The 21,566-nt window shown below is 65.7% G+C and carries 12 protein-coding genes, 1 tRNA gene and 1 pseudogene; 5 read left to right on the forward strand and 9 right to left on the reverse strand.

Features of this window, described 5'->3' with window-relative positions; all coding sequences use genetic code 11:
* The first annotated feature begins 4 nt into the window (after nt 1–4).
* A tRNA-Ser gene (locus FJQ54_RS02270) sits at nt 5–96 on the forward strand.
* 166 nt (nt 97–262) lie between these two features.
* Here the strand turns inward: FJQ54_RS02270 and FJQ54_RS02275 are convergent.
* The 3 genes and pseudogenes from FJQ54_RS02275 to FJQ54_RS18065 form a co-directional block, all read right to left on the reverse strand.
* Nucleotides 263–1,672 (reverse strand): multicopper oxidase family protein, encoded by a 1,410-nt coding sequence (locus FJQ54_RS02275; RefSeq protein WP_140926719.1) that lies wholly within the window; start codon nt 1,670–1,672, stop codon nt 263–265.
* Between the two features lie 36 nt (nt 1,673–1,708).
* Nucleotides 1,709–7,732 carry an autotransporter outer membrane beta-barrel domain-containing protein gene (locus FJQ54_RS02280; protein WP_140926721.1) on the reverse strand — a complete coding sequence of 2,008 codons (6,024 nt, stop codon included), beginning with the start codon at nt 7,730–7,732 and terminating at the stop codon, nt 1,709–1,711.
* Nucleotides 7,733–7,769: 37 nt separating this feature from the next.
* A pseudogene (locus FJQ54_RS18065) lies at nt 7,770–7,877 on the reverse strand (PEPxxWA-CTERM sorting domain-containing protein); the annotation flags it as partial.
* A gap of 845 nt (nt 7,878–8,722) precedes the next feature.
* Between FJQ54_RS18065 and FJQ54_RS02290 the strand changes: the two are divergent.
* Nucleotides 8,723–9,514 carry an XRE family transcriptional regulator gene (locus tag FJQ54_RS02290; RefSeq protein WP_140926725.1) on the forward strand — a complete coding sequence of 264 codons (792 nt, stop codon included), beginning with the start codon at nt 8,723–8,725 and terminating at the stop codon, nt 9,512–9,514.
* Nucleotides 9,515–9,786: 272 nt separating this feature from the next.
* Entirely contained in the window at nt 9,787–10,683 is an 897-nt protein-coding gene (locus tag FJQ54_RS02295; RefSeq protein WP_140926727.1) for a TauD/TfdA dioxygenase family protein, read from the forward strand.
* Between the two features lie 191 nt (nt 10,684–10,874).
* Here the strand turns inward: FJQ54_RS02295 and FJQ54_RS02300 are convergent, their stop codons facing one another.
* The 6 genes from FJQ54_RS02300 to FJQ54_RS02325 form a co-directional block, all read right to left on the reverse strand.
* Complete coding sequence (locus tag FJQ54_RS02300) at nt 10,875–12,230, reverse strand: FAD/NAD(P)-binding protein (RefSeq protein ID WP_140926729.1); 1,356 nt, start codon at nt 12,228–12,230, stop codon at nt 10,875–10,877.
* An 84-nt stretch (nt 12,231–12,314) separates the two neighbouring features.
* A complete protein-coding gene (locus tag FJQ54_RS02305) occupies nt 12,315–13,673 on the reverse strand; it encodes an LLM class flavin-dependent oxidoreductase (protein WP_140926730.1) in 1,359 nt (452 codons plus the stop codon).
* Nucleotides 13,673–16,030, reverse strand: a complete 2,358-nt coding sequence (locus FJQ54_RS02310) for a TonB-dependent receptor (RefSeq protein WP_140926732.1) — start codon at nt 16,028–16,030, stop codon at nt 13,673–13,675. The genes FJQ54_RS02305 and FJQ54_RS02310 overlap by 1 nt, the downstream gene beginning before the upstream one ends.
* Nucleotides 16,031–16,518: 488 nt before the next feature.
* On the reverse strand, nt 16,519–17,121 hold the full coding sequence (locus FJQ54_RS02315; RefSeq protein ID WP_140926734.1) for a DUF3011 domain-containing protein: 603 nt from the start codon (nt 17,119–17,121) through the stop codon (nt 16,519–16,521).
* Between the two features lie 292 nt (nt 17,122–17,413).
* On the reverse strand, nt 17,414–18,328 hold the full coding sequence (locus FJQ54_RS02320) for a DUF3667 domain-containing protein (protein ID WP_140926736.1): 915 nt from the start codon (nt 18,326–18,328) through the stop codon (nt 17,414–17,416).
* Nucleotides 18,325–18,987, reverse strand: a complete 663-nt coding sequence (locus tag FJQ54_RS02325; RefSeq protein WP_140926738.1) for a TetR/AcrR family transcriptional regulator — start codon at nt 18,985–18,987, stop codon at nt 18,325–18,327. The genes FJQ54_RS02320 and FJQ54_RS02325 overlap by 4 nt, the downstream gene beginning before the upstream one ends.
* Before the next feature lie 352 nt (nt 18,988–19,339).
* Here FJQ54_RS02325 and FJQ54_RS02330 point away from each other — a divergent pair, with 352 nt between their 5' ends.
* On the forward strand, nt 19,340–20,800 hold the full coding sequence (locus FJQ54_RS02330; RefSeq protein WP_140926740.1) for an arylsulfatase B: 1,461 nt from the start codon (nt 19,340–19,342) through the stop codon (nt 20,798–20,800).
* A gap of 2 nt (nt 20,801–20,802) precedes the next feature.
* Complete coding sequence (locus tag FJQ54_RS02335) at nt 20,803–21,546, forward strand: hypothetical protein (protein ID WP_140926741.1); 744 nt, start codon at nt 20,803–20,805, stop codon at nt 21,544–21,546.
* Nucleotides 21,547–21,566 lie beyond the last annotated feature (20 nt).

Consider the following 21,566-nt stretch of genomic DNA (forward strand, 5'->3'; position numbering starts at 1 on the left):
GCTCGGAGTCGTGGGTGAGTGGCTGAAACCAGCAGTTTGCTAAACTGCCGTACTGGGTAACCGGTACCGAGGGTTCGAATCCCTCCGACTCCGCCACCGCAGTGTTCAGGGCTGTTCATGCCCGTTCATTTTTCCTTGTTTCCCCTGATGTTTCTTGCCTAACTTGTTCACCTCGGTTCAGGTGCGTTCACATGCAGCCGGTGCCGATTGTGGGTGAGATTGTGGGCAAGGGGCGGTTGTGTGGGCAACGTCGGCGTCCGCCTCAGACATAGCGGATCGTGGTGAACATCCCTGCGGCCAGATGGTAGATCATGTGGCAGTGGAACGCCCACCAGCCGGGATTGTCGGCATCGAACGCCAGCACCACCCGCCCGTTCGGCGGCACGAGCACGGTGTCTCGCATTGCTCCTGAAAACCGCTGCCCACCGATTTCGACGACCTGGAAGGTGTGGCCATGCAGGTGCATCGGGTGCGCCATGCCCGTCTTGTTAACGAGCGCCAGCTCCACCCGTTCGCCCGGCGCGACGGGAAGCGGTGGCACATCGCTCGACCATGGGACGCCATTGATCGACCAGATATAGTTGGCCATGTCCCCGGTCAGGTTGATGGTGTGAACCCGGTCGGCCTTTCGCGGTTTCAGTGGTTTCGTGGCGCGCAGGCGGCTTTCCAGATCTAGCGTGACGGCCTGAGCGCTGGCTCCGGCCATGTCCGCAACCCGCTGAACCGGCGCGTTGCCCGCACGCAGGATCAGGCCGGTCTGCCTTGCCGTGCCTTCCAACAGGGCGAGCAGCGGGTAGGTGGCGGCCTCCTTTGGAAGGGTCAGGCGGATGTCCAGCCGCTGTGCCACCGCCAGCGGGAAGCGCCGGGCCTTCACCGGCACCACCGGGGAACCATCGACAGCGATCAGCTCTCCCGTCAGCGCGCCGAGATCGAAGTGGAAATTGCTCATTGCCGCCGCATTGATCACCCGCAGCCGAATCCGGCCGCCGGGTTCGGCCTTGACGATTTCCGGGTCGGCTAGCGTGCGGTCGTTGGCAAGGAACGCATCGAATTTGACGTCGTTGAGGTCGGGCGCGGCCTTTCCGGGGGCGGCCATGTCTTGCATGGGGGCCATGGGTGCCATCGTCTTGGGCTTGCGCAGCGATGCGAAAATCTCCTCCGGGCTGGTGAAGCTGAAATCGTGCAGCATCAGCACGATCTCCTGCTCGTCGGCCCGGTCCCGATCATCGTGGATGATCAGCGGTGCCGACATCATCAGCGGCTCTTGCAAACTGGCATGGGAATGCATCCAGAAGGTGCCGCCGGAGCGCAGCGGAAAATCATATCGTGCGCTGGAGCCGGGCGCGATCGGCGGCCCTGAAATGCCGGGAACGCCGTCCTGCTGCCATGGGGGCGTCAGGCCATGCCAGTGCAGCAGGCTGGGCGCTTCGATGTGGTTTTCCACCTTCACGCGGAAGCGGTCGCCCGCGTTCAGGGTGAGGCCCGAAGTGCCGTCAGGCTGCTGGATGCCATAGACGGAAGCGGCCTTGCCGTTGACCTCGATGGTGCGGCGCAACAGGCGCAACACCGTCTCCGGCGTGTCTGCGGCGAAAGCGCCTGCGCTGCCGAGTTCAGCGGCGGCAGCGGCCACCAGAGACGATTTCAGGAGTGTGCGACGGGTGAGTGCCGGCAATTTTGCCTCCTGAGGGAAACGGCTGAGCGACTGCCGTCAGAATGAAAGACTGAAGCGGGCCGAAATGCGCTGGCTGGTGTAATTTTGTGCCAGATCCGCATCATAGCCCGCAGTGAAGGTCATGTTCCGCTTCCGGAGAAGTTCCGCGCCGACGCCGAGGATCAGCCGCTGTTTCGGCAGGGAGGTGGTGCTGACGAACGGCGCGAGGTCTGGTGCATCGGCAAAACGTGCGGTTGCCCGCCAGTCGTTCCGCGCCTCGAACAGGCCGCCTGCACGGATGAAGGGCCGCAACATGGTCTCCTGCCCGAGCGGGATTCGCCCGCCTGCTTCGATTGTCGGGGCTGCCGCGAAGGTGGTGTTGCCTGTCTGCTTCAGGAGCAGCGCGTAGGGCGAGCCGCGTTCCGCGATGCTGTCAACATGCACATAGGTCGCATCGACCTCCACTTGCGGGAGCAGGTAGAAATCGCCGAACGCCTGCTGATAGCCGATGCCGAAATGGCTGCCGACATAGCGCGAGCGGGGGGAGGCGGTGGCGATGGTCTGGTCTGCGCCGATCGAGATTCGGCGGTGCGAGTCATACCAGCCCATCCCGCCCGAGACGGCGAGCGACATCAGCAGCGCGCCCTGCCGCTTCTTCAGAAAGGCCCCCAGATGCAGGGTGTCGCCGCTGACATGGGCGCGGCTCTGAATGGAATCGATGGAGTCATGCTCATAGGCCAGCGATGCACCGAGAAAGAGCCCGTCGCCGACTTCGCGCTGGCCGCCGATCTGCAACGTGCCGGATTTGGTGCGGAAACCGATGGCCTCGGCCGTGCTTTCCCGATCGAGATCGCTGCCGACGGCGCGCACCCAGAGGCAGTTGCGCTCCTCCCCGGGCGGGTCGGCGCGGTCCGCTGCCGGGCAGTTCAGCATTTCGCCGACAAAGACGCGGTGCGCCTGCGGGCGGGTGACGGCGAAGCTGCCCAGCACGTCTGCGCCAAGGCTGTCGAGCGCGCTGACATAGTCGTCGGCGGAGGCGATCTGATCGGCCAGAGCCTGCACCACGCCGCCGCCTGCCTGCACGCGGCCATTGTCCCAAATCTGCTGGAGATGGTTCGCGGTATTCTGCTGATTGGCGTTCAGCGCGATGTTGGCGGGCGTGTAATCGGCCTTCGCGGTGACCGTCAGCCTGGTTTTGTTGTCCTCAAGGGCATAGCTGAAGCTGTAGATCGGTGATGGGTTGCCACCATAGACTTCCACGCTGAAATCGCTCGACAGGGAGAGCGGGACGGCATTCTGGAACGTCAGGATCGTCACGCTGTTTCCGGCGAGCGAGAGGGGTTGCAGGAACAGTTTTCCGCCAAGCTCGACGATGGAGCTGTTGATCGTGAGGCTGTCACTGGTGCCGTTCACGAAATCGACGCCCGCGACGATGTAGCCGGTGCTGCTGAACGCCTGCGTGGTGATGCTGGTCTGCTGCAAGACGGCATCGTGCGGACCGATCCACAGCGTGCCCGCGTTTTCCAGCGTGCCGACGGTCAACTGATCCGTGGTGAAAATCGTGCCTGTCGAGAGATTTTGCAGGTCGGCGCTGGCGGCCAATATGTCGCCGGTGATGAAGCCGCTGTTGCGGATGCTGGCGGCGCTGTCGAGGCGCATTGCCGGGCCGCTATAGCCCTCCAGCCGCCCGGCCACGTTGATTTGGGAGGCGGGGAGTGACCCTGTGATATCGTAACCGCCGCTGACGACCAGCGCGCCTGCTGCCTGCCCGTCCGACCGCACGGTGGCGTTGGTGGCGATGTTGACGCTCACGACATTGGCCGAGTTGCCGCGGCTGAGGGCATAGATCGCGTAGGAGTCCGCGCCGGTCACCAGCACATTGCCTTCGACATTGACGGTAACGGTGCCGATGCACAGGGGGTCGCAGGCCGCGCTGCCGGACCCGGCGATGACGAAACCGCTGCCGTCCGCATGGCCATAGAGGCCGCCGCCTTGTCCGGCGCTCTGGGCGAAGATGCCGTGCGCGCGCTGGCCGCTGGTGCTGATCGCGCTTCCGGCCTGCACATCGACAAGGATGTCGCCGCCTGAGCCTGCATGGAAGAACTCGCTTGCCCGTTCGGGGGCAAGGGTGAGGTCGATCTGGGACAGGCCGCCGATCAACGCGCCGCCGCCGCCGATGCTCTGCGCAACGATGCCCGCCGCGCCCATGCCCGTCGTCACGATCTGGCTGTTGCCGGAGAGCGTGGCGTTCACTGCTCCCCCGGCTCCGGCGAAGAAGGAGTCTGCGCCATAGGCACCGTCGGCCGTCGTCACGCTGGCCTCGCCCGGCGCGCCCGCGATCAGCCCGCCGCCCGCGCCGATGCTCTGCGCGAGGATACCATAGGAATCGATGCCTGCCGTCGAAACGACACCGGCAGACAGGGTCACTGTGGCCGTGCCGCCATCGCCCGATGCCCCGCCGCCGCCGCCGATGCCGACCGGAATGATGGTGGTGGGTGCCCAGTCCCCGGTCTGGCTGCCGGTGCTGCCGCCGCTGTTGTCGCTGCTGACCGACATCAGCCCGGCCAGCCCGCCGCCGCCGCCGATGCTCTGCGCGACGAGTGCGATCGCGTCGCGACCGGTGGTGGTGATGGCACCGCTGTTCGTCAGCGTCACCGCGCCGCCATGTCCCTGCGCGCCGCCCTTGCCGCCGATATAGACGCTGAAATCACTGAGCGCCGCCGGATCGCCGACGGATGCGCCGCCCTTGCCACCGCCGCCGCCGATGCTCTGCCCATAGAGGCCGAAGGAGAGGTCGCCCGCCGTGGTGACAGAACCGCTGTTCGTGAGATCGACGATGCCGCCGTCGCCCGCAGCACCGGCATGGCCGCCGACCCCCACGCTGCCGTCCGCCGTGGAATAGCCGTTGGAAGCCGCCGCCGCCCCGCCGTTGCCGCCGCCGCCACCCACGCTCTGCGCGAACACGCCTTCGGAAAAAGCGCCCAATGTCGCGATGTTGCCGCTGTTGTTGACGCTCACCGTACCGCCGGCACCGGCCGCGCCGCCGGCCCCCGCCCCCGCGCCGCCGACATTGACGCTGATCAGGCTTTTCAGGCTGCCCGGATCCGCCGGAGAGCCATCCTGCGGGAAGAGGGCCTGAGCGGCCGAGACCACCGTCTTCAGGCGATTGCGATCGTTCCAGGCGTCATAGACCAGATCATTCAGCCGGTAGACCGGCCCTTCCTGCGTGACATCCGCGTTGCCGGCAAAACCCTGCTCCAGAAAGTCCACCATCGACGCGATGATGGAAATGCCCGTGCCCGTCGCCGCCTCGCCGCCGATGCCGCCGCCGCCGCCGACGCTTTGCGCATAGACGGCCGATGCCGAGCCGCCCGACGTCACGATGGCGGCGACATTGGTGATGGTGACGGCCCCGCCTTCGCCCCCGGCGCCACCATTGCCGCCGACGCCGACATCGGCGGTGAACTGGTTGCCACCGGTGCCGTTCGCCAGCGTGCCGCCGCCGGTGCCGCCGCCGCCGCCCACACTTTGCGCCAGAACGCCGAACGCATTGCTGCCCAGTGTGAAGATGCCGCCGTTCAGATTGTTGACGACCACCGCGCCGCCATCCCCTGCCGCGCCGCCGCTGCCGCCGATGGTGACGGTGACAGAGGCGGAGATGTCGTTGGGCCGGAGCGCACCACTGTTGGCATTGCCATAGCCGCCATTGCCGCCGCCGCCGCCGATGCTCTGCGCGAACACGCCGATGGCATCATGCTGCATCGTGCCGAGCAGGCCGCTGTTGCTGACGGTGACCGTGCCGCCATTGCCGCCGCTGCCGCCCTTGCCACCGATCACCGTGTTCACGATCACGTTGGAGGATTTGAAGGCAAGGTTGAGTGCGTCGGAATCGCCGCCATTGCCGCCGCCGCCGCCGATGCTCTGTGCGATGACAGCGTTCGCCGTCGCGCCGGACGTCAGCACCGATCCGTTGTTGACCACGGTCACCGCACCAGCTGCCCCGCCTGTGCCGCCCGAGCCGCCGAGCGAGACATCCAGATTGACCGACGGAAACTCCGGGTCGGTGTAAAGCTGGTAAGTGGAGGCGAGCGAGGTGCCGCCATGCCCGCCGCCGCCGCCGATGCTCTGGGCGAAGATGCCGGTTGCGTCATGCCCGTCGGTGATGATCTGGCCGAAGTTGCTGAGCGACACGTCGCTGCCAACACCCCCCTGGCCAGCCTTGCCGCCCACCGCTGCCGAGGTGGTGATCTGCACGCCGACGTCGATGGCGTTGGCAGCGCCGCCATTGCCACCGCCGCCGCCGATGCTCTGCGCGTCCAGCCCATAGGCATGGCTGCCGCGTGTCTGCACCGTGCCGCCATTGGCGATGAAGACGCTGCCGCCGTCGCCGCCCGTTCCGGCATTGCCGCCAATCCCGACCGCCAGCACGCCGCCCGCATCCAGCGTGTTCGCGTCTCCGGCGGTGCCGCCGCCGCCGCCAATGCTCTGCGCGACGATGCCGGAGGATTTGTTGCCGCTGGTGACGATCAACTGGCCATCGGGCATCGCCGTGATGACTTCGCCGGGGCCATATGTGGGGTTGCCGTTGAATATCTGCGCCAGCTGCCCGTCGCCGCCTTGCGCGCCGCTGCCGCCCAGCGAGACTCCGGTCACCACACCGTTCGCGATGGCGTCGCCGCCGAAGCCGCCGCCGCCGCCGATGCTTTGAGCAATAATCGCCGTGCTGTGCTTGCCGCTGGTCATGATGCTGCCAGAGCCGAGCGTGACGACAAGCACCTGCCCGCCGTCGCCGCCGGGCGAGGCGTCGCCGCCGGTGGCGACGAACACGCCGCCGCCGAACGCGCCGTTGCCGCCATGGCCGCCGACGCTTTGCGCCAATATGCCGACCGCAGCATAGCCCGAGGTGTCGATGGAACCGCCGTTGACAGTGACGTTGGTCACGTCCTCGGTATTGGCGCTGCCGCCGTTGCCGCCCGAGCCCTTGCCGAAGCCGCCCTCGCCGGTGCCGCCATCGCCGCCGATCCCGTTCAGGGCGGCGGCCCAGATTCCGGCGGTGATGTCCGAGAAGGTGAGATTGCCCAGCGTCTGGCCGGTCCCCGGCTTGTCGACGCCGGTTGCCTGTATCTCGCCCGTCAGCGTGACATGAACCGATCCGGCAGAACCACCGGCACCGCCATTGCCGCCGGTCGCCTCGCCAAGATCGCTTGAGGCGTTGCCGCCATCGCCGCCGTTGCCGCCGACGGACCATGCCTGCACGCCATGACCAGCGGATTTGATGGTGCCCGCCAGAGCGACCGTCAGGGCATTGCCATTGCCGCCGCTGCCGCCGTTCAGGCCATAGGCGTGGGTCAGATCGTCCCGCGCGGAGGCGGCGTTGCCGCCATTGCCGCCCGCCGAGACAATCGCAATCGCCGGAAGCAGTGCCGTTCCGCTGGTGACCGTCGTCGCGCCTGTCTGGCTGAAGCTGATAGCGCCGCCATTGCCTGCCGCGCTGCCCGCGCCCCCTTGCCCGAAGGTGAAGCCGAGCCCGCCGCCGCCGCCATCGCCGCCGGTTGAAGTGATGCTGACGGGCGTGGTCCCGGACGCATCGCTGACGGTGGAAGCGTTCAGGCCAATGCTGACCGCCCCGCCATTGCCGCCGGTGCCGCCGGCCCCGCCGTCCGAATAGCCGCTGGCCCAGTCCCCCACGGTGGCGCCGGAATCGCCGCCGTCGCCGCCCTTTCCGCCGTGCGACTGGATCAGGATCGTCGGGAACCCGGCCCTTCCCGGAAGGGTGAGGGAGGACTGGGAGGCTGTGATGTCGTCGCCCGGCGCGGCATTCTGGCCAGCCGGGCCGTCATTGCTGTGCGTGGCTTCCCACGGCAGCCCCGTCTGCTCGGTGGAGCCGAGCGGGGCCTTGGGTTGATCTGGCCCGGCGCAATCGATGCCCCATATGCCATTCAGATTGTCGGGCGGATTCGTGCAGGATGCGGCGGCCGGGGCAGCCGTGAGAGCAAGAGCCGCAGCCGTCCCCGCCAGCAGCCCCGCGCGTGCGCGGCTCACCCGGCCGGAGAGGCCGTGTATGGTCGTCGTCCTGTTCATATGCCCCCGATCCGTGCCGCAGACGGCCCCTGACGATTCAGCCCGTGGCGAGCGCCGCGGCGCGGCGACGGCGCAACGCGCAGCCCGTCAGGCCGATGCCGGTGATCATCAGGGCCCAGGAAGCCGGCTCAGGGACGGCGGGTGTTTCGCCCACCTGCCGGAGCGTGACCGAAAGATGATATTCCGCCTCGGTATACCGGTCAAACATCGGGAATTCCCCGGTCATCATCTCAGGCGCCGACAGCGGCCCCGCGAACAGCTCGAAGCCAGCCGTTTCGACGATGAATTTCTGCGCATCATCGTCGAAGATGGCAATGCCGCCGTGATAGGCTTTGGTCATGAACATCGCAGTGCCGCGCCCGGCGCTGGTGCCGGTCATTGGAACCGTCGATGTGGAGAAGCTGGCCCCCTCCACGTAATAGGGAATCTCGGGCCATGCGCGAAGGCTGAACACAATATCCGCAAAGCCGGAACCGGTCAGCTTATAGACGAAGACCGGCCCCGTCCCCGGCGGGTCCGCCGCAAGCACGGGCGCTGCCAGCCCGGCTGCGAACAGGGCAACGCAACGCATACCCACAGCCGCAACCATGCGAAGCGAAGCTTTCCTGAATACGGCCTGCCGCCCGCGCCATCGCTGCAGTGAAAGAGTGTCCGATGTGACCAATGACATAATATTCCCCCATGATTCCATCACCTTCGTCCGGCGGTGCCGGACGGGTCAGGCCGCCCCGCTGCGGACCTTCGGTGACAGAGAACGCGGGCGATGCTATGGTTCGGCCGATACATCGACAATTGGCGCGAACGGGTTTCCGAGGAGTCCGGCTCATCCAGCGAGCCGAAATGGTTCGTTTGACGGGCGGGGCTGGTGACTGTGATCGCCGCAACCGTTCCGGCACCGTTGCCTTGGCCCGAGCGCGGGAGTTGACGGGATCGCGCGCATCCCCGGCGGACAGCTGACCCGGACGGCGCGAATGAAGGGGGATGATCGGAATGGCGGATACGCGCACGGGACATATGCCTGCAGTGCTGGCCGAGTTGCGCCGCCAGTTGCGCGGCGCGGGATATACCATCAAGGCGGCGGCTCAGGCGTTGGGCGTTGCAGAGGCGACGCTGAAGCGCTGGCTGGCAGGGCACGGCATGACGGTCGACAAGCTCGACGACCTGTGCCTTCTCGCCGACACAAGTCTGCCGGAAATCATTCGCCTGATCGACCAGCCCGTCCGCCTGAAGTCGCAGCTGACGCTGGCACAGGAAACCGCACTGGTTTCTGATCCGTTCATGACCTTGATGTTTTTCGCCATCCTGGGCGGCTGGTCTCCGGAAGAACTGCTGGCCAACGTCGACATGCCGGAAGCGGAAATCGAGCAGCGCCTGTCACGGCTCGAACGTCTCGCCCTGATCGACCGCCTGCCCGGCGGCCGGATCCGTTGCCGCATCGACCGCAAGGTCCGCTGGCGCCGCCACCTGATGGGCGCGCAGTTCGAACGCTATGTGAAGCGCCAGTTCGTCGAGCTGGATTATTCCTCGTCACAGGTTTTCTATCAGGGCGAGATCATCCGCCTTTCGCTTTCGGGCTACAGCCGGCTGGCCGAACTGATCGAACGCGTGCGTGTCGACACGCGCGCCATTGAGGACGAGGACCGCCACAACACGCGGCTTGAAAGCAACTGGTATGTCACGCTTTTCGCAGTTCGCGAGCTCGATCTCAGCCGCCTGCGCGCTTATGTCGTCAGCGGCGGCGTGAACATGATGGGAGACGACCCTCAAACGCCAGCGCCCTGAACGGACGACTGTTATCGGACAGTGTCGCCGGTGAAGACGGTGCTGCGCGGCGTGACGACGCGGGAATTGGAGGCCGAAGCTGCCTCATTCCATGGTGCGACCACAGACGCAGCCGCCGTCTTCGCCGACCATCGGTGTCGGACAATTGCCCGGCGCGGCCGCCGGGGCAGGGCGGGCGCGATAGACTGTCTTGGGGTGTCGATATTTCTCTTTTGTTGTGGTTGAGATTGCAAAAGCAGAGCCTGCGCTCTCCAGCAAAGGAGGAATGGGCAATGGCGACTCAGTTGCGCGACAATCCAGATCTGGCCGAACGGGCCGCTGCACGCGGGATCGGCATTTTTCCCGCGACTGCCCTCATCGGGGCCGAAATTCGCGGGCTGAAGCTTGAAGCGCCGCTGACCCCCGAGGACGCCGCGATCCTTCGCGAGGCGTGGCTGGCGCACAAGGTGGTGTTTATCCGCGACAATGACCTGAGCCACGAAGCGCATATCCGTCTGGGCCGGTTGTTCGGGGAACTGGAAGGGCATCCGGTGATCCCGCATGTGCCCGGCCATCCGGAAATCCTGAGCATTCGCGGCGTGGAAGGCGTGAAGCCGACGCCGGAAACTATCGAGGGCTTCCGCGCCTATAACAAATGGCACACCGATGTGACCTTCCGGGAAAAGCCGTCGATCGCCTCTGTGCTGCGCGCGCGGCTGTTGCCGCCGGTTGGCGGAGACACGATCTTCGCCGATGCCGCCGCCGCTTATCGCGGCCTGCCGGAAGCGGTGAAAGAGCAGATCGAGCATCTGGACGCTGAGCATGACATCGTGCGCAGCTTTGGTGGGCGGGTGAGCGAGGAAAAGAAGGCCGAACTGGGCCGGAACTTCCCGCCGGTGCGGCATCCGGTGGTGCGCCGCCACCCGGAAACGGGCGAGAAGATCCTGTATGTGAACTACACCTTCACCTCGCGGATTCTGGACGTGGAGCCTGAGGAAAGCGACGCGCTGCTGCGGCTGCTGTTCGACCGGATCAAGGTGCCGGAATATCAGGTGCGCTTCACATGGACACCGAACGCCATCGCCATCTGGGACAACCGCGCGACCCAGCATTACGCCGTGGGCGATTATGTGCCCGCCGACCGGATGCTGGAGCGGGTGACGGTTTCGGGCGACGTGGTGACGCGGTGATGCAGCAACATCAGGCCCCATTGTTCCAGCCGTTTGCGACGCGGATCGAAAATAGCGTGCGCCGGTGCTGGACGGCCGCACCAGCCGCCTGATCCGGCCTTTGCCGCTGCTGGCGGTTGCGGCGGAATAGCGCCGGGTTCTTCACGCGGGGCCCGGCGCCAGACCCTGACAGGTCGGCAGGGCCTTGCAGTTTACAGCCCTTCGCCGCCCACCCAATGCGCGTTGGAGAGCAGCCGGGCCAGCGACCAGACCTGCTGCCGGATGTCGGGCACGGCGGTGATCTCCCAGAAGCTGCCCCGCGTGAGCGGGCCGACAGCGAACAAGCCCGGAACCGGCCTGCGCCGGCTGTCCAGAACGCGGCAGAGATGATCCGTTTCCAGCCCCATCCCCAGCGGGTCCGCATGGCCAAGGCCCTGCCCAAGGATGGAGCGAACCAGCGGATGTTCGCAGCCCTGCACCGGGCCGGGGCCGGTGCAGTTGACGATTCTGGTGACCTTCAGTTCGTCGAGCGCGCCGTTGCGGCGGCGGATGCTGACGCTTGCGCCGTCTCCGTCGCGCTGCGCCGAGAGGATGCGGCCGGGACACACGGTGAACGAGCCTTCGGCGATCAGCGCCTTCAGCCGCTGCGCCACATCAGGGGCCATCCGGTGCCGGTGCACGTCCCACAGGGTGCGGCCGTGGCGCAGGAAGCGGCGGCGTTCGTTAAGCGGCATGCGCCGCCAGAGGTTCTGGCTGTGCGGCCGCAACTGGTCGATGGCGGCGCGCCAGCCGATTTCGGCGGATTGCGCGCGGAGATGGCGCAGGATGGCGAGCGCCTTTGGCCGTGGCGCGGTGGCCAGCGGCGGCACCGCTTCCGGCTCGCCATGGGCGCGGGGCAACAGGCCCCGACGGGACAACGCGATGATCGGCCCCGTATGGCCGTTCTCCCGCAGCAGCAGCGCGACATCGACTGCGGTGAGGCCGGTGCCGATCAGCAGCGTGGCGGCTAGAGGCTCAGGCATGTCGAGCAGTTCCGGCACCCATGGGTCATTCAGATAGGCGGGGCCGAGATCGTCGGCGCTGATTCCGGCGGGGGCCGAGGCCGGGAGGTTGCCGGTGGCCAGCACCACTCGCCGTGCCATATGGCTGCTGCCGTCTGCGTGGATGAGGCGGAAGCCATCGGCGACCGGCTCCAGCGCGACGATCTCCGCGCCTGCCGTTTGAAGGCGATCCGGCGCATCCGCGCGGGCCGTTTCCAGCAAGCCGTGGAGATAGCGGCCATAGGCGGCGCGCGGCACGAAGCTGGTGCGCGGCATCGCATATTCCGCCTGCACCCAGCGTTCGAAATGCGCGGGATCGTCCGGCAGCGCGCTCATATTGGCGGCGCGGACGTTCAGCAGGTGCGACTGCGAGACGGTGGAATAAGCAAGCCCAAGGCCGGGGCGGTGGTTGCGCTCGATCAGGGTGGTGGCCGGGCCGTTGTGGCGGACGAGGTTCACGGCGAGCAGCGTGCCGGAGAAGCCGCCGCCGATGATCGCGACATCCGTCTGGGTTTCAGCGTCTGTCATAGGGTAAGGCATAGCAGATTCGCGGCGGCTGCCGAGCCCCTGCCGCTGCACGAACGGTGTAGGCTCGATACACCGGTATTGGCTTCAGCCGGTTGCCGTCAGGGGCTGCGCGCCGGGCGCGCGTTGCACGGTGGGCCGGGCAAGCCCCAGATGGTCGCGCAGGGTCCGCCCTTCATATTCGGTGCGGAACAGCCCGCGCCGTTGCAGTTCCGGGATGACGAGGTCCGCGAAATCCTCCAGCCCGCCCGGGAATGTCGGCGGCAGCACGTTGAAACCGTCTGCAGCTCCGGCACGGAACCAGTCCTCGATCTGGTCTGCCACCTGTGTCGCGCTGCCCACCACCACCCAATGGCCGCGTGCCGCGGTGATGCGGCCCACCAGCTGGCGGACGCTCAGATTGTCGGCGCGGGCGATATCGGCGAACAGCTGCTGGCGGCTTTGCCAGCCTTCGGTGCGTGGCGCTTCCGGCAGCGGGCCATCGAGATCCGCGCCGGACAAGTCCCAGCCGATCATCGCCGAGAGCAGGCCGACCCCGACCTTCGGATCGACCAATTCCTGCAACTCCTCGTAACGCTCCCGCGCTTCCGCTTCGGTTGGGGCGACATAGGCGGTTATGCCGGGCATCACCAACAGATCGTCGCGCCGCCGCCCATGCGCCTCGGCCTGATCCTTCAACCCCTGCGCAAAGGCGATGGCGTCTGGCCGAAGCTGCTGCGCGGTGAAGACGACATCAGCGGTCGCAGCGGCCAGCGCCTGCCCGTCTGCCGACGACCCCGCCTGTACCAGCACCGGATGGCCTTGCACCGAACGCGCCCATTGCGCTGGCCCGGCGACTTCGAAGTATCGGCCCTGATGCGCAACGGGCCGCACTTTGGAGGTGTCGAAGAAGCGCTGCGCCTGCTGATCGAGCAGGATGGCGTCGTCCGCAAAACTGTCCCACAGCTTGCGCACCACCTCCACATATTCCGCTGCCCGATCATAGCGCTGGGCGTGGCCGAGCTGCTCGTGCAGGCCGAAATTGCGGGCCTCTGCGTCGGTGCCCGATGTCACGAGGTTCCAGCCCGCGCGCCCGCCGCTCAGATTGTCGAGCGAGGCGAACTTTCGGGCGGCGTGATAGGGCGCGAGATAGGTGGAGGAGACGGTCGCCACCAGCCCGATCCGCTCCGTCGCCGGGATCAGCGCCCCCAGCAGCGTCAGCGGCTCGAAATGATAGACCAGCGCGGTGCGTTCCGCGAGCGGGTGCAGCCCGGCGAGCAGGCCGACATTGTCGGCGAAGAAGATCATGTCGAACTTCGCCCGCTCGGCCGTCTGCGCGATGCGCTGATAATGTTCCAGCCGGAACAGGTCGGCCGGATCGACCGACGGATGTTCCCAAGCCGAAAGATGGTGCCCCACCCCCTGCACGAACAGGCCCAGGCGGAGCTTGCCGTCTGCCGCCGGCATCAGAAGCGCACCTTGCCGGTAACCCCATAGGTGCGCGGATCGCCCAGCACCCAGATATAGGAGGATACCGCGTTGGCGGCGCCGACACCAACGATGTAGCGCTTGTCGAACAGGTTGCGGCCCCACAGGTTGAGCGACCAGCGGCCGTCGCCCGCGCGCACACCGATCCCGGCGTTGGTCAGGCCATAAGCCTCTTGCTTGCCATAGTCGGAGAAGGGGTTGGACAGGTTCACCGCCGAACGCCAGGTCTGGTTGGCGAAGCCGGTGATGTTCAGTGCGTGGCTGATCGGCGTGTCGACATCGAAGCTGAGCTGCCCGGACCATTTCGGCGCGCCCAGTACGCGCTTGCCGGACCAGTCCGCATAGGTGGGCGCGCCCGGATATTGGAACTCCACCGGGGCCGGGCCGTTCGCATAGGAGACATAGCGCGCATCGTTGAAGGCCCCGTTGCCCGACAGCGTGACCCCCGCCGCGATGGCAAAGCTGCCTTCCAGTTCCACCCCGCGCAGCCGGACCTTGCCGACATTGCCGAGGTAATTGCCCAGCGCCAGCCGGTTCGGGTCCACCTGCGTCGCCTGAAAGCCGCTGATATCGTTCCAATAGAGATTGGCGTTCAGCGTCACCGTGCCGTCGGCGAAGCGGGATTTCACCCCGGCTTCATAGGAGGTGGATTTTTCCGGATCGATCAGCAGCGGCTTGCCGGGCGTGGCGGACAAATTGGCCGCGCCGGATTTCTCGCCATGGCTGACAGAAGCGTAGAGCAGCACGTCGTCCGACAATTTGTAAGACGGGTTGATCAGCCACGACCAGCCCGTCAGCGTCTGCGAATCCGTCAGCCGGAAAATGCCGCCGAAGGCGTTGATGATGGCCGCCCGCGCCGGTGCCAAAGCGGCCAGCGCCCCCGTCAGCGGCGTGCCGCCAAAGGCCTGACCGGTATTGCTCACCGATTTGCCTTCGCGCGTGAGCCGGAGGCCGCCGGTCACGTCGAACTTGTCGGTCACATGCCATGTCGCCTGCCCGAAGATCGCCGAACTTTCGATCTTGGCGGTGCCGCGCTGCTGATATTCCACGCCGTCCAGCACCAGCGGCAGTAGGAAGGCCGGCGGCAGCGCGCCGGTGAGGAACCATTTCGTCGAATCCGACTGGAAGATGTTGCGGTTGTTGCTGACCAGATCCTCATACAGGTAAAAGGCTCCGACCTGATAATCGACCGTCTGCCCGGTGGGGGAGGCGAGCCGCAGTTCCTGCGAATATTGATCGACATCGACATCGAAGCCCGCGCTCAGGATGGAGAAGGGCGAGTTGTCGCTGTCATTCCTTGGCCGGAAGCGCAGTTGCCGCCATGCCGAGACAGAGGTGACAGTGTGATCGCCCAGCTGCACGTCGAACTGGTTCGAAACCCCCCAGACCTTGCTGGAAATCCGCTCCTGCGTGTTCACATTGGCGTTGTCCGGCACATCATAGCTGGGGGTGAAGCCAAAGAGGCTGCCCAGCTTGCGTTCCCAGCTGGCGGCGCGGACGGAGCCGTTGACGAAGTTGGTGACATCGGCGAACGCCGGGTAGAAGTTGTTGTATTCATTGCTGTCGTACCGCTCGACGATCAGCCGGTTGGTGAAGTTCGGCAGTTCCAGCAGCAATTGCCCGCGCACCGCCCAGCGGTTCACATCCAGGAATTTCTGACCGTCATATTGGTTGGTGATCCAGCCGTCGGACTTGTCGCGATAGCCGGTGATGCGGAAGGCCAGCGTGTCGGCGATGATCGGCGCGGAGACATTGGCGCGCAGCTGGTAGCGGCCGAAATTCGCATAGCCTGCCTCGAAGCTCGCCTCCGGCGTGAAGCTGGGCTTTTTCGTGGTCACGATCAGCGCGCCGACGGTGGTGTTCTTGCCCAGCAGCGTGCCCTGTGGCCCGCGCACCAGCTCGATGCTCTCCACATCGACGAAATCCAGCCAGGAAAAGCCGACATGGGTGAAGAACACATTGTCGACGATCAGGCCCACGCCGGATTCCGCGCCGTCATTGTTGGCGTTGCCGCCAAGGCCGCGCACATAAAGGCCAGACACCCGCGTATTCTGCTGCACCGCGCCGAAGTTCGGCAGCTTGGCGGCGAAATCGGCAACCCGGTTGATCTGCTGGCGGTTCAGCGTCTCACCCGAAATCGCCGTGATGGCGACGGGCACATCCTGAAGGCTTTCGGCCCGCTTGCGCGCCGTTACGATGATGTCGCTGCCGTTATCTTCGGCGGCAGCCAGTTCCGTTGCTTCTTCGGCGCTGGCCTGCTGCGGCAGGGCGAACACCCCCAGCCCCGCAGCAATCGCAACTGCGCTGGTCCGCGCGGCGGAAATCTTGAATCGCATTCCCTGACCCTTCTGAAGTGTCAATTTAATTCATTGAATTGATGGAATTTTCGGGCGAAATTGCCCCGCCTGATGGGCCGCGATCAGCTCATTGCAAATGCTGATGGCGGCCGGGCTTTGCCTCGGCCATCCAGGCGGCCGGAAATCCCGCATTCGGGAGGGCTTCCCGCGCTGATGCCGTCATTGCTTATCTCCATGGGCTTCGTGGGCCTTGGGGCGCCTGACGTTGTCGTCTCAGCCGGGGCGGCGGGCTATCCAGCCGCCCCGGCAAGCTATGCCAACGTTGAATAGCGGGGAAGAAAGCTAATCTATTCTATAGACAAAAGACGCTGTGGGGACGGCGGTTCCGCCATTTTGCAACGCATATGGCATTTTCCCCGGCGTCCGCCGCCGATCAGCGCGATTCGCGCGGGGCGGCGATCCGGGGTTGGTGGCAGGCATGGCGTGTCCGGGCCGCCGATGCCTTTCTCACCGGCTCGAACAGCAGCCTAGAGGCCTGACCCGAACATCACCGTGGCGGAGTCGCCGTCCCACAGGCACAGGAACTGCATGTCGAAGTCGCCGTCGGAGCGGGTCACGCGGATTTCGCCTTCGACATGATAGCCGTCTTTGTCGGGGTATTGATCGACGATGCGGTTGATGCGCGGGTTGTGGCCCATGGACCGGCCTTTGGCGAGCGCGGCTGAGCTGCAACGATCAATCCCGTCAACGTAAAGGTCGCGCCGGGGCGGCGGTGGCGGCGTGTCGTCCGGGCGATCCACCAGGCAACCGGTGCCGTGGCAACCGGCCGCGCCACCCGGTCCGCCGTCTGCGAACTCAGCAGAGCAGCCGCTGCCGACCCAGACATATTTCGTCTTGGGATTATAGCCCCAATTGTCATCCTGCACGCACTGGGTGCGCGACAGCTGGCGAACCACAACCGGCTCGCTCCACTTTCCGGCGAAGCATTCATTATAGCCGTTCGATTTGGACTGGCAGATGACAGAGCCTGACTGCGCCGCCGCCGCAAAGACGGCGGGAACGGGGGCCGGCACCAGCATGAGCGGCGCGGCCAGCGCCAGCAGGGCGGTGAAGCTGGAAATGGATCGCATCAAACTGTCCGTCCCTGTCTGAGTCTTTCGAATGTCCCCGACTTGCACGGCTTCGCAGCAAGGGCACAGCCCGCCCCGGCCTCCAGCGGAAATTTGGCGTCAGTTTTCTGATAAGAGGCCCGTTTTTTGTCATGGCGCTGCCCTCTCCGGGGAGGGTGGGGCTTTACGGGTGGAGATGTCGCGCCAGCAGCTGTTCCAGCCAATCCGCGAACAGCTGGACCTGCCTGGAGAGATGCCGCCGTTCGGGATAGACGATGGCTATACCCATGGGTCGGGTGCGATGATTGCCCGACTAAATGAGAATGCCCCATACAAGGACGAGCATCAGAAACGCGACGAGAGACAGGGTCGCAACCACGCAGAGGACTGCCGTGCGCCACAGTGCGTCCGCGTTGCTGAGTGCGAAGGTGCCGCGCAGGTGGACGAAGAAATGCACCGGCGGCACCCCCAGCAACAGGGTGGTATAAAGCGGCCATGCGAACAGGCCGGTTCCCGCCAGCAGCATCACGACCGTGAGCAGAAGCGACATGATTCCAACTGAATACAGCGAGAAAACCACCAGATCATAGGATCTGACCCCGGGCCTGAGCCCCACGAGCAGCCACAGCGCCGGGAAGGAGAGCGGGATCAGCAGGAAGCCAAGTTTATAGGCCTTCTGCTTCACCTTCATCAGCGCGACTTCCGGGTTGCGCAGCGAGGCCTCCGCCTTGGCGCGGATGTCTGCGGAGGCATGGCGCTCGATCCATTGCACCGAGGCGGGCAGGCCGGTTGGGGATGTTGGCGGCAGAATCGAGCCGACCGCTGGCCCCAGTTCCTGCAAATCCTTCCGCACGGCGGTGCCGGCGCGATGCAAGGCGCTTGTGGAATCGCACGCGGGCGGAGGAGGCGAGGCGGGCAACAGGTTGAACGACAGGAACATCAGGAAGGCGCTGCTGAGGAAGATGACCGACGGGCCGACATAGCGGGTGCGCTGCCCGTCGATATAGCGTCGGGTCAGCAGGCCCGGCCTGAAAGCGAGCATCGGCAAGGTTCGGAAAAACTTGCCATCTACATGGCTGAGGTCGTGCAGCAGGCTGGAAATCATCGCACCCAACGAGCTGTCCAGCGTGGTCTTCTGCCCACAGGCGGGGCAGTGGCGGCTGGGCGCAGGCGTGCCACAATCGGCGCAGACTGCCGCGGCGATTGTCGCGCCGCCCGCCGCGCTCATTGCGTTTGCGCTCCCGAACCGACGCGCACGACTTCTTCCGCGAACTGCGCCGCGATCCGCCCGGCTTCGTTGGTTTCCACGCCCAGCCCGCGCAGCAGCAGCAGCAGCATCTGTTGCGCCTTCGTTACCGCCAGCGCGAGGCCGGGCTCCTGAACGATGCGTATCACCGCCACCTGGGTCACGGCGATCACCAGCATCACCCCGGATTCCAGCGTTGGAATGCTGAAACGCCCGGATGAAATCCCGGCGGAGATATCGTCCACCAGCGGGCGGTTGTAGTGACCGTCCAGCGACAGGTAGCCGCCATGAATCCGCATGAGCGCCGCTGCTCCTTCAGGATCGTCGACGGCGCTGCGCAGGAAGATGCAGAACCCGCGCGCGACCCGCCGTGCCGGGTCCGTCTCGTCGGCGTTTCCGGTGGTCGCGGCGGCGTTCAGCAAATCGCGGATCTCGCCGACGACGGCTTCGACCACATCGTCGCGGCTGGTGAAATGGTTGTAGAAACTGCCCTTCGAAACCCCGGCCTCGGCAACAATGGCGTCAATCGCAACGGATTCCACCGGATGAGCGGCGAACAGCTTGCGCGCGGCCCGGCGGATGGCGTCGCGCGTCTGCAGCTTCTTGGCTGAGGCCCTCTGCGCGGCGGCGGTTGACGTCATGATCTCCACACTCCTCGTTCCGGCAGCCGCCGTTCCCTTCGGTCAGACGACTGACAAACCGCCGTCCGACATTGTCGCGCCCGGCGCAAGCCGCCTGCCCGCATGGCGGGCGTTTGGCTCTGCCCAAATGGCGGGCGTCTCGACTCTGCCTGCATCACAGGCGTTGGCCAACCGCAAGCGGCGAATTGCACCCATGCCATATAAATGACGATATCGTCAAAAAGATATTCACGCCAATTCGGCCAAAATACCCTTTGGCGGCCAGCTTGACAGATCGATTTGAATGAACCAATGACCATTTAGTCATTTTTTAACACAAGGTCGGCGGTGCCGCCCGGCGGAGGAAAATTCAATGTCAGAGCCAGAAGATCAGGATGGACAAGTCGGTCGCCGGGCCGTGCTGAAGTCGGGCGCCGCCTTCGCGGCGGCTGTCGCCACGCTGGCCTCCATGCCCGGTGGTGCCATGGCCGCGACGGGCAAGAAGCCGCATATCCTCTACATCCTCGCAGATGATGTGGGCTGGCAGGATCTCGGCTTCCGCGGGTCGGATATCCGCACCCCGAACATCGATCGCCTTGCCAGCGGCGGGCGGCTGCTGGACGAATTCTATTCCCAGCCGATGTGCACCCCCACCCGCGCCGCCATTATGACCGGGCGCTATCCCCTGCGTTACGGGTTGCAGATGGGGGTGATCCCGTCCGGCGCGGGCTATGGCCTTGCGACGGACGAGCAGACCCTGCCGCAAGTGCTGAAAGAGGCTGGCTACAAGACGGCGATCGTCGGCAAATGGCATCTGGGCCATGGCGACAAGGCCTATTGGCCGAAGCAGCGCGGCTTCGACTATGCCTATGGCCCGCTGATCGGCGAAATCGACCATTTCAAGCACAGCTCGCACGGCGTCCGGGACTGGTTCCGCGACAACGAGCCGCTGGTGGAAGAAGGCTATGACACCGACCTGTTCGGGCAGGACGCGATCCGCCTGATCTCCGGGCACAACAAGGCGACGCCGCTGTTTCTGTATCTCGCCTTCACCGCGCCGCACACGCCTTATCAGGCCCCGGATGCCTGGATGGCGCGTTATGCCCATATCGCCGACCCGTCGCGGCGCGCCTATGCCGCGCAGATCAGCGCCATGGACGACCAGATCGGCAAGGTGATCGCCGCGCTCGAAAAGAGCGGCATGCGCGACGACACGCTGATCATCTTCCACAGCGACAATGGCGGCACGCGTTCGAAGATGTTCGCGGGCGAAGCCGCCGTGGGTGGAGACCTGCCCCCCAACAACGGCCCCTTCCGAGACGGCAAGGGCACGCTTTACGAAGGCGGCGTCCGCGTGGGTGCCGTCGTCAACTGGCCGGGGAAGGTGCAGCCGGGCAAGGCCGAGGGGCTGTTCCACGTGGTGGATATGCTGCCGACGCTGGCAGCGGTGGCCGGTGCCTCGGCAGACGGCGGCAAGCCGCTGGATGGTGTGAATGTCTGGCCCGCCATCGCCGGCAAGACGATTTCGCCGCGAAAAGACGTGGTGCTGAACGTGGAACTGACGCAAGGCTCCGTCCGCGACGGCGACTGGAAGCTGGTCTGGCTGACGACGCTGCCGGGCGCGCTGCAGCTGTTCAACCTCGCGAAAGACCCCGGCGAGACCACCGATCTCGCAACCGCCAACCCGGACAAGGTGAAGGCGTTGCAGGCGCGTGTCGTCGAACTGGCGACCGCCATGCAGCCGCCGCTGTTCGCGATGGAGGCGCTGCGGGCAACGCTCGCCAATCCGCCGGTGTTCGGCGGCCAGCCCGCCGCCGGGCACGGGGAGCATTGATCATGACGCTCGATCGCTTCCGCCCCCTGCACTTGCTGGCGGGCCTTGCCTGCGCCCTTGCATCGGCGGTCTCCACGCCTGCCAGCGCGGCAGACTGGCAGTTCAGCGCAACGCCCTATCTGATGTTCCCGTCCATGAGCGGCGACGCACAGGTCGGGCCGCTCCGGGTCGATGTCTCCACCTCTCCAGGCGATGTGTTCAGCAATCTCAACTGGGGCTTCATGGGCCTGCTGGAGGCGCACAACGGCGTCTGGGGCGTCAATCTCGACCTTACTTACATGAACCTCGACGCGACGGATGACCGGGCGCGCGGATCGATCAACGGCCATCAGGGGGCCTATTCGGCAACCGGGCTGGTCCGGGTTGCGCCGGGGCTGGACGTGTATGCCGGGATGCGGGTCAACAGCCTTGGGCTGCATGCGGAAAGCTTCGACAATCTGGGCCAGCACCGCAGCGGCTCCCGCTCCCGGACATGGGTGGATCCGCTGATCGGTGCTCGCGCCGTGTTGCCCATCGGCGACACGTTCGATTTCACGCTGCTGGTTGATCTGGGCGGCTTCGGGATCGGCTCCGACGTTGCCGCTCAGGTCTGGCCTTCGTTCGGCTGGAAGGTGAGCAACAGTGTGAAGGTCTCCGCCGGATACCGGCTGATCTACACCGACTACAGCACCGGCGAGGGGGCCAACCGCTTCGTCTACGACATCACGACATTCGGCCCGACGCTGGGCATCAGCATCAGCTTCTGACGCACGGCGAAGGGAGGGAG

The organism is Sandaracinobacter neustonicus (assembly GCF_006385875.1).
GTDB lineage: Bacteria > Pseudomonadota > Alphaproteobacteria > Sphingomonadales > Sphingomonadaceae > Sandaracinobacteroides > Sandaracinobacteroides neustonicus.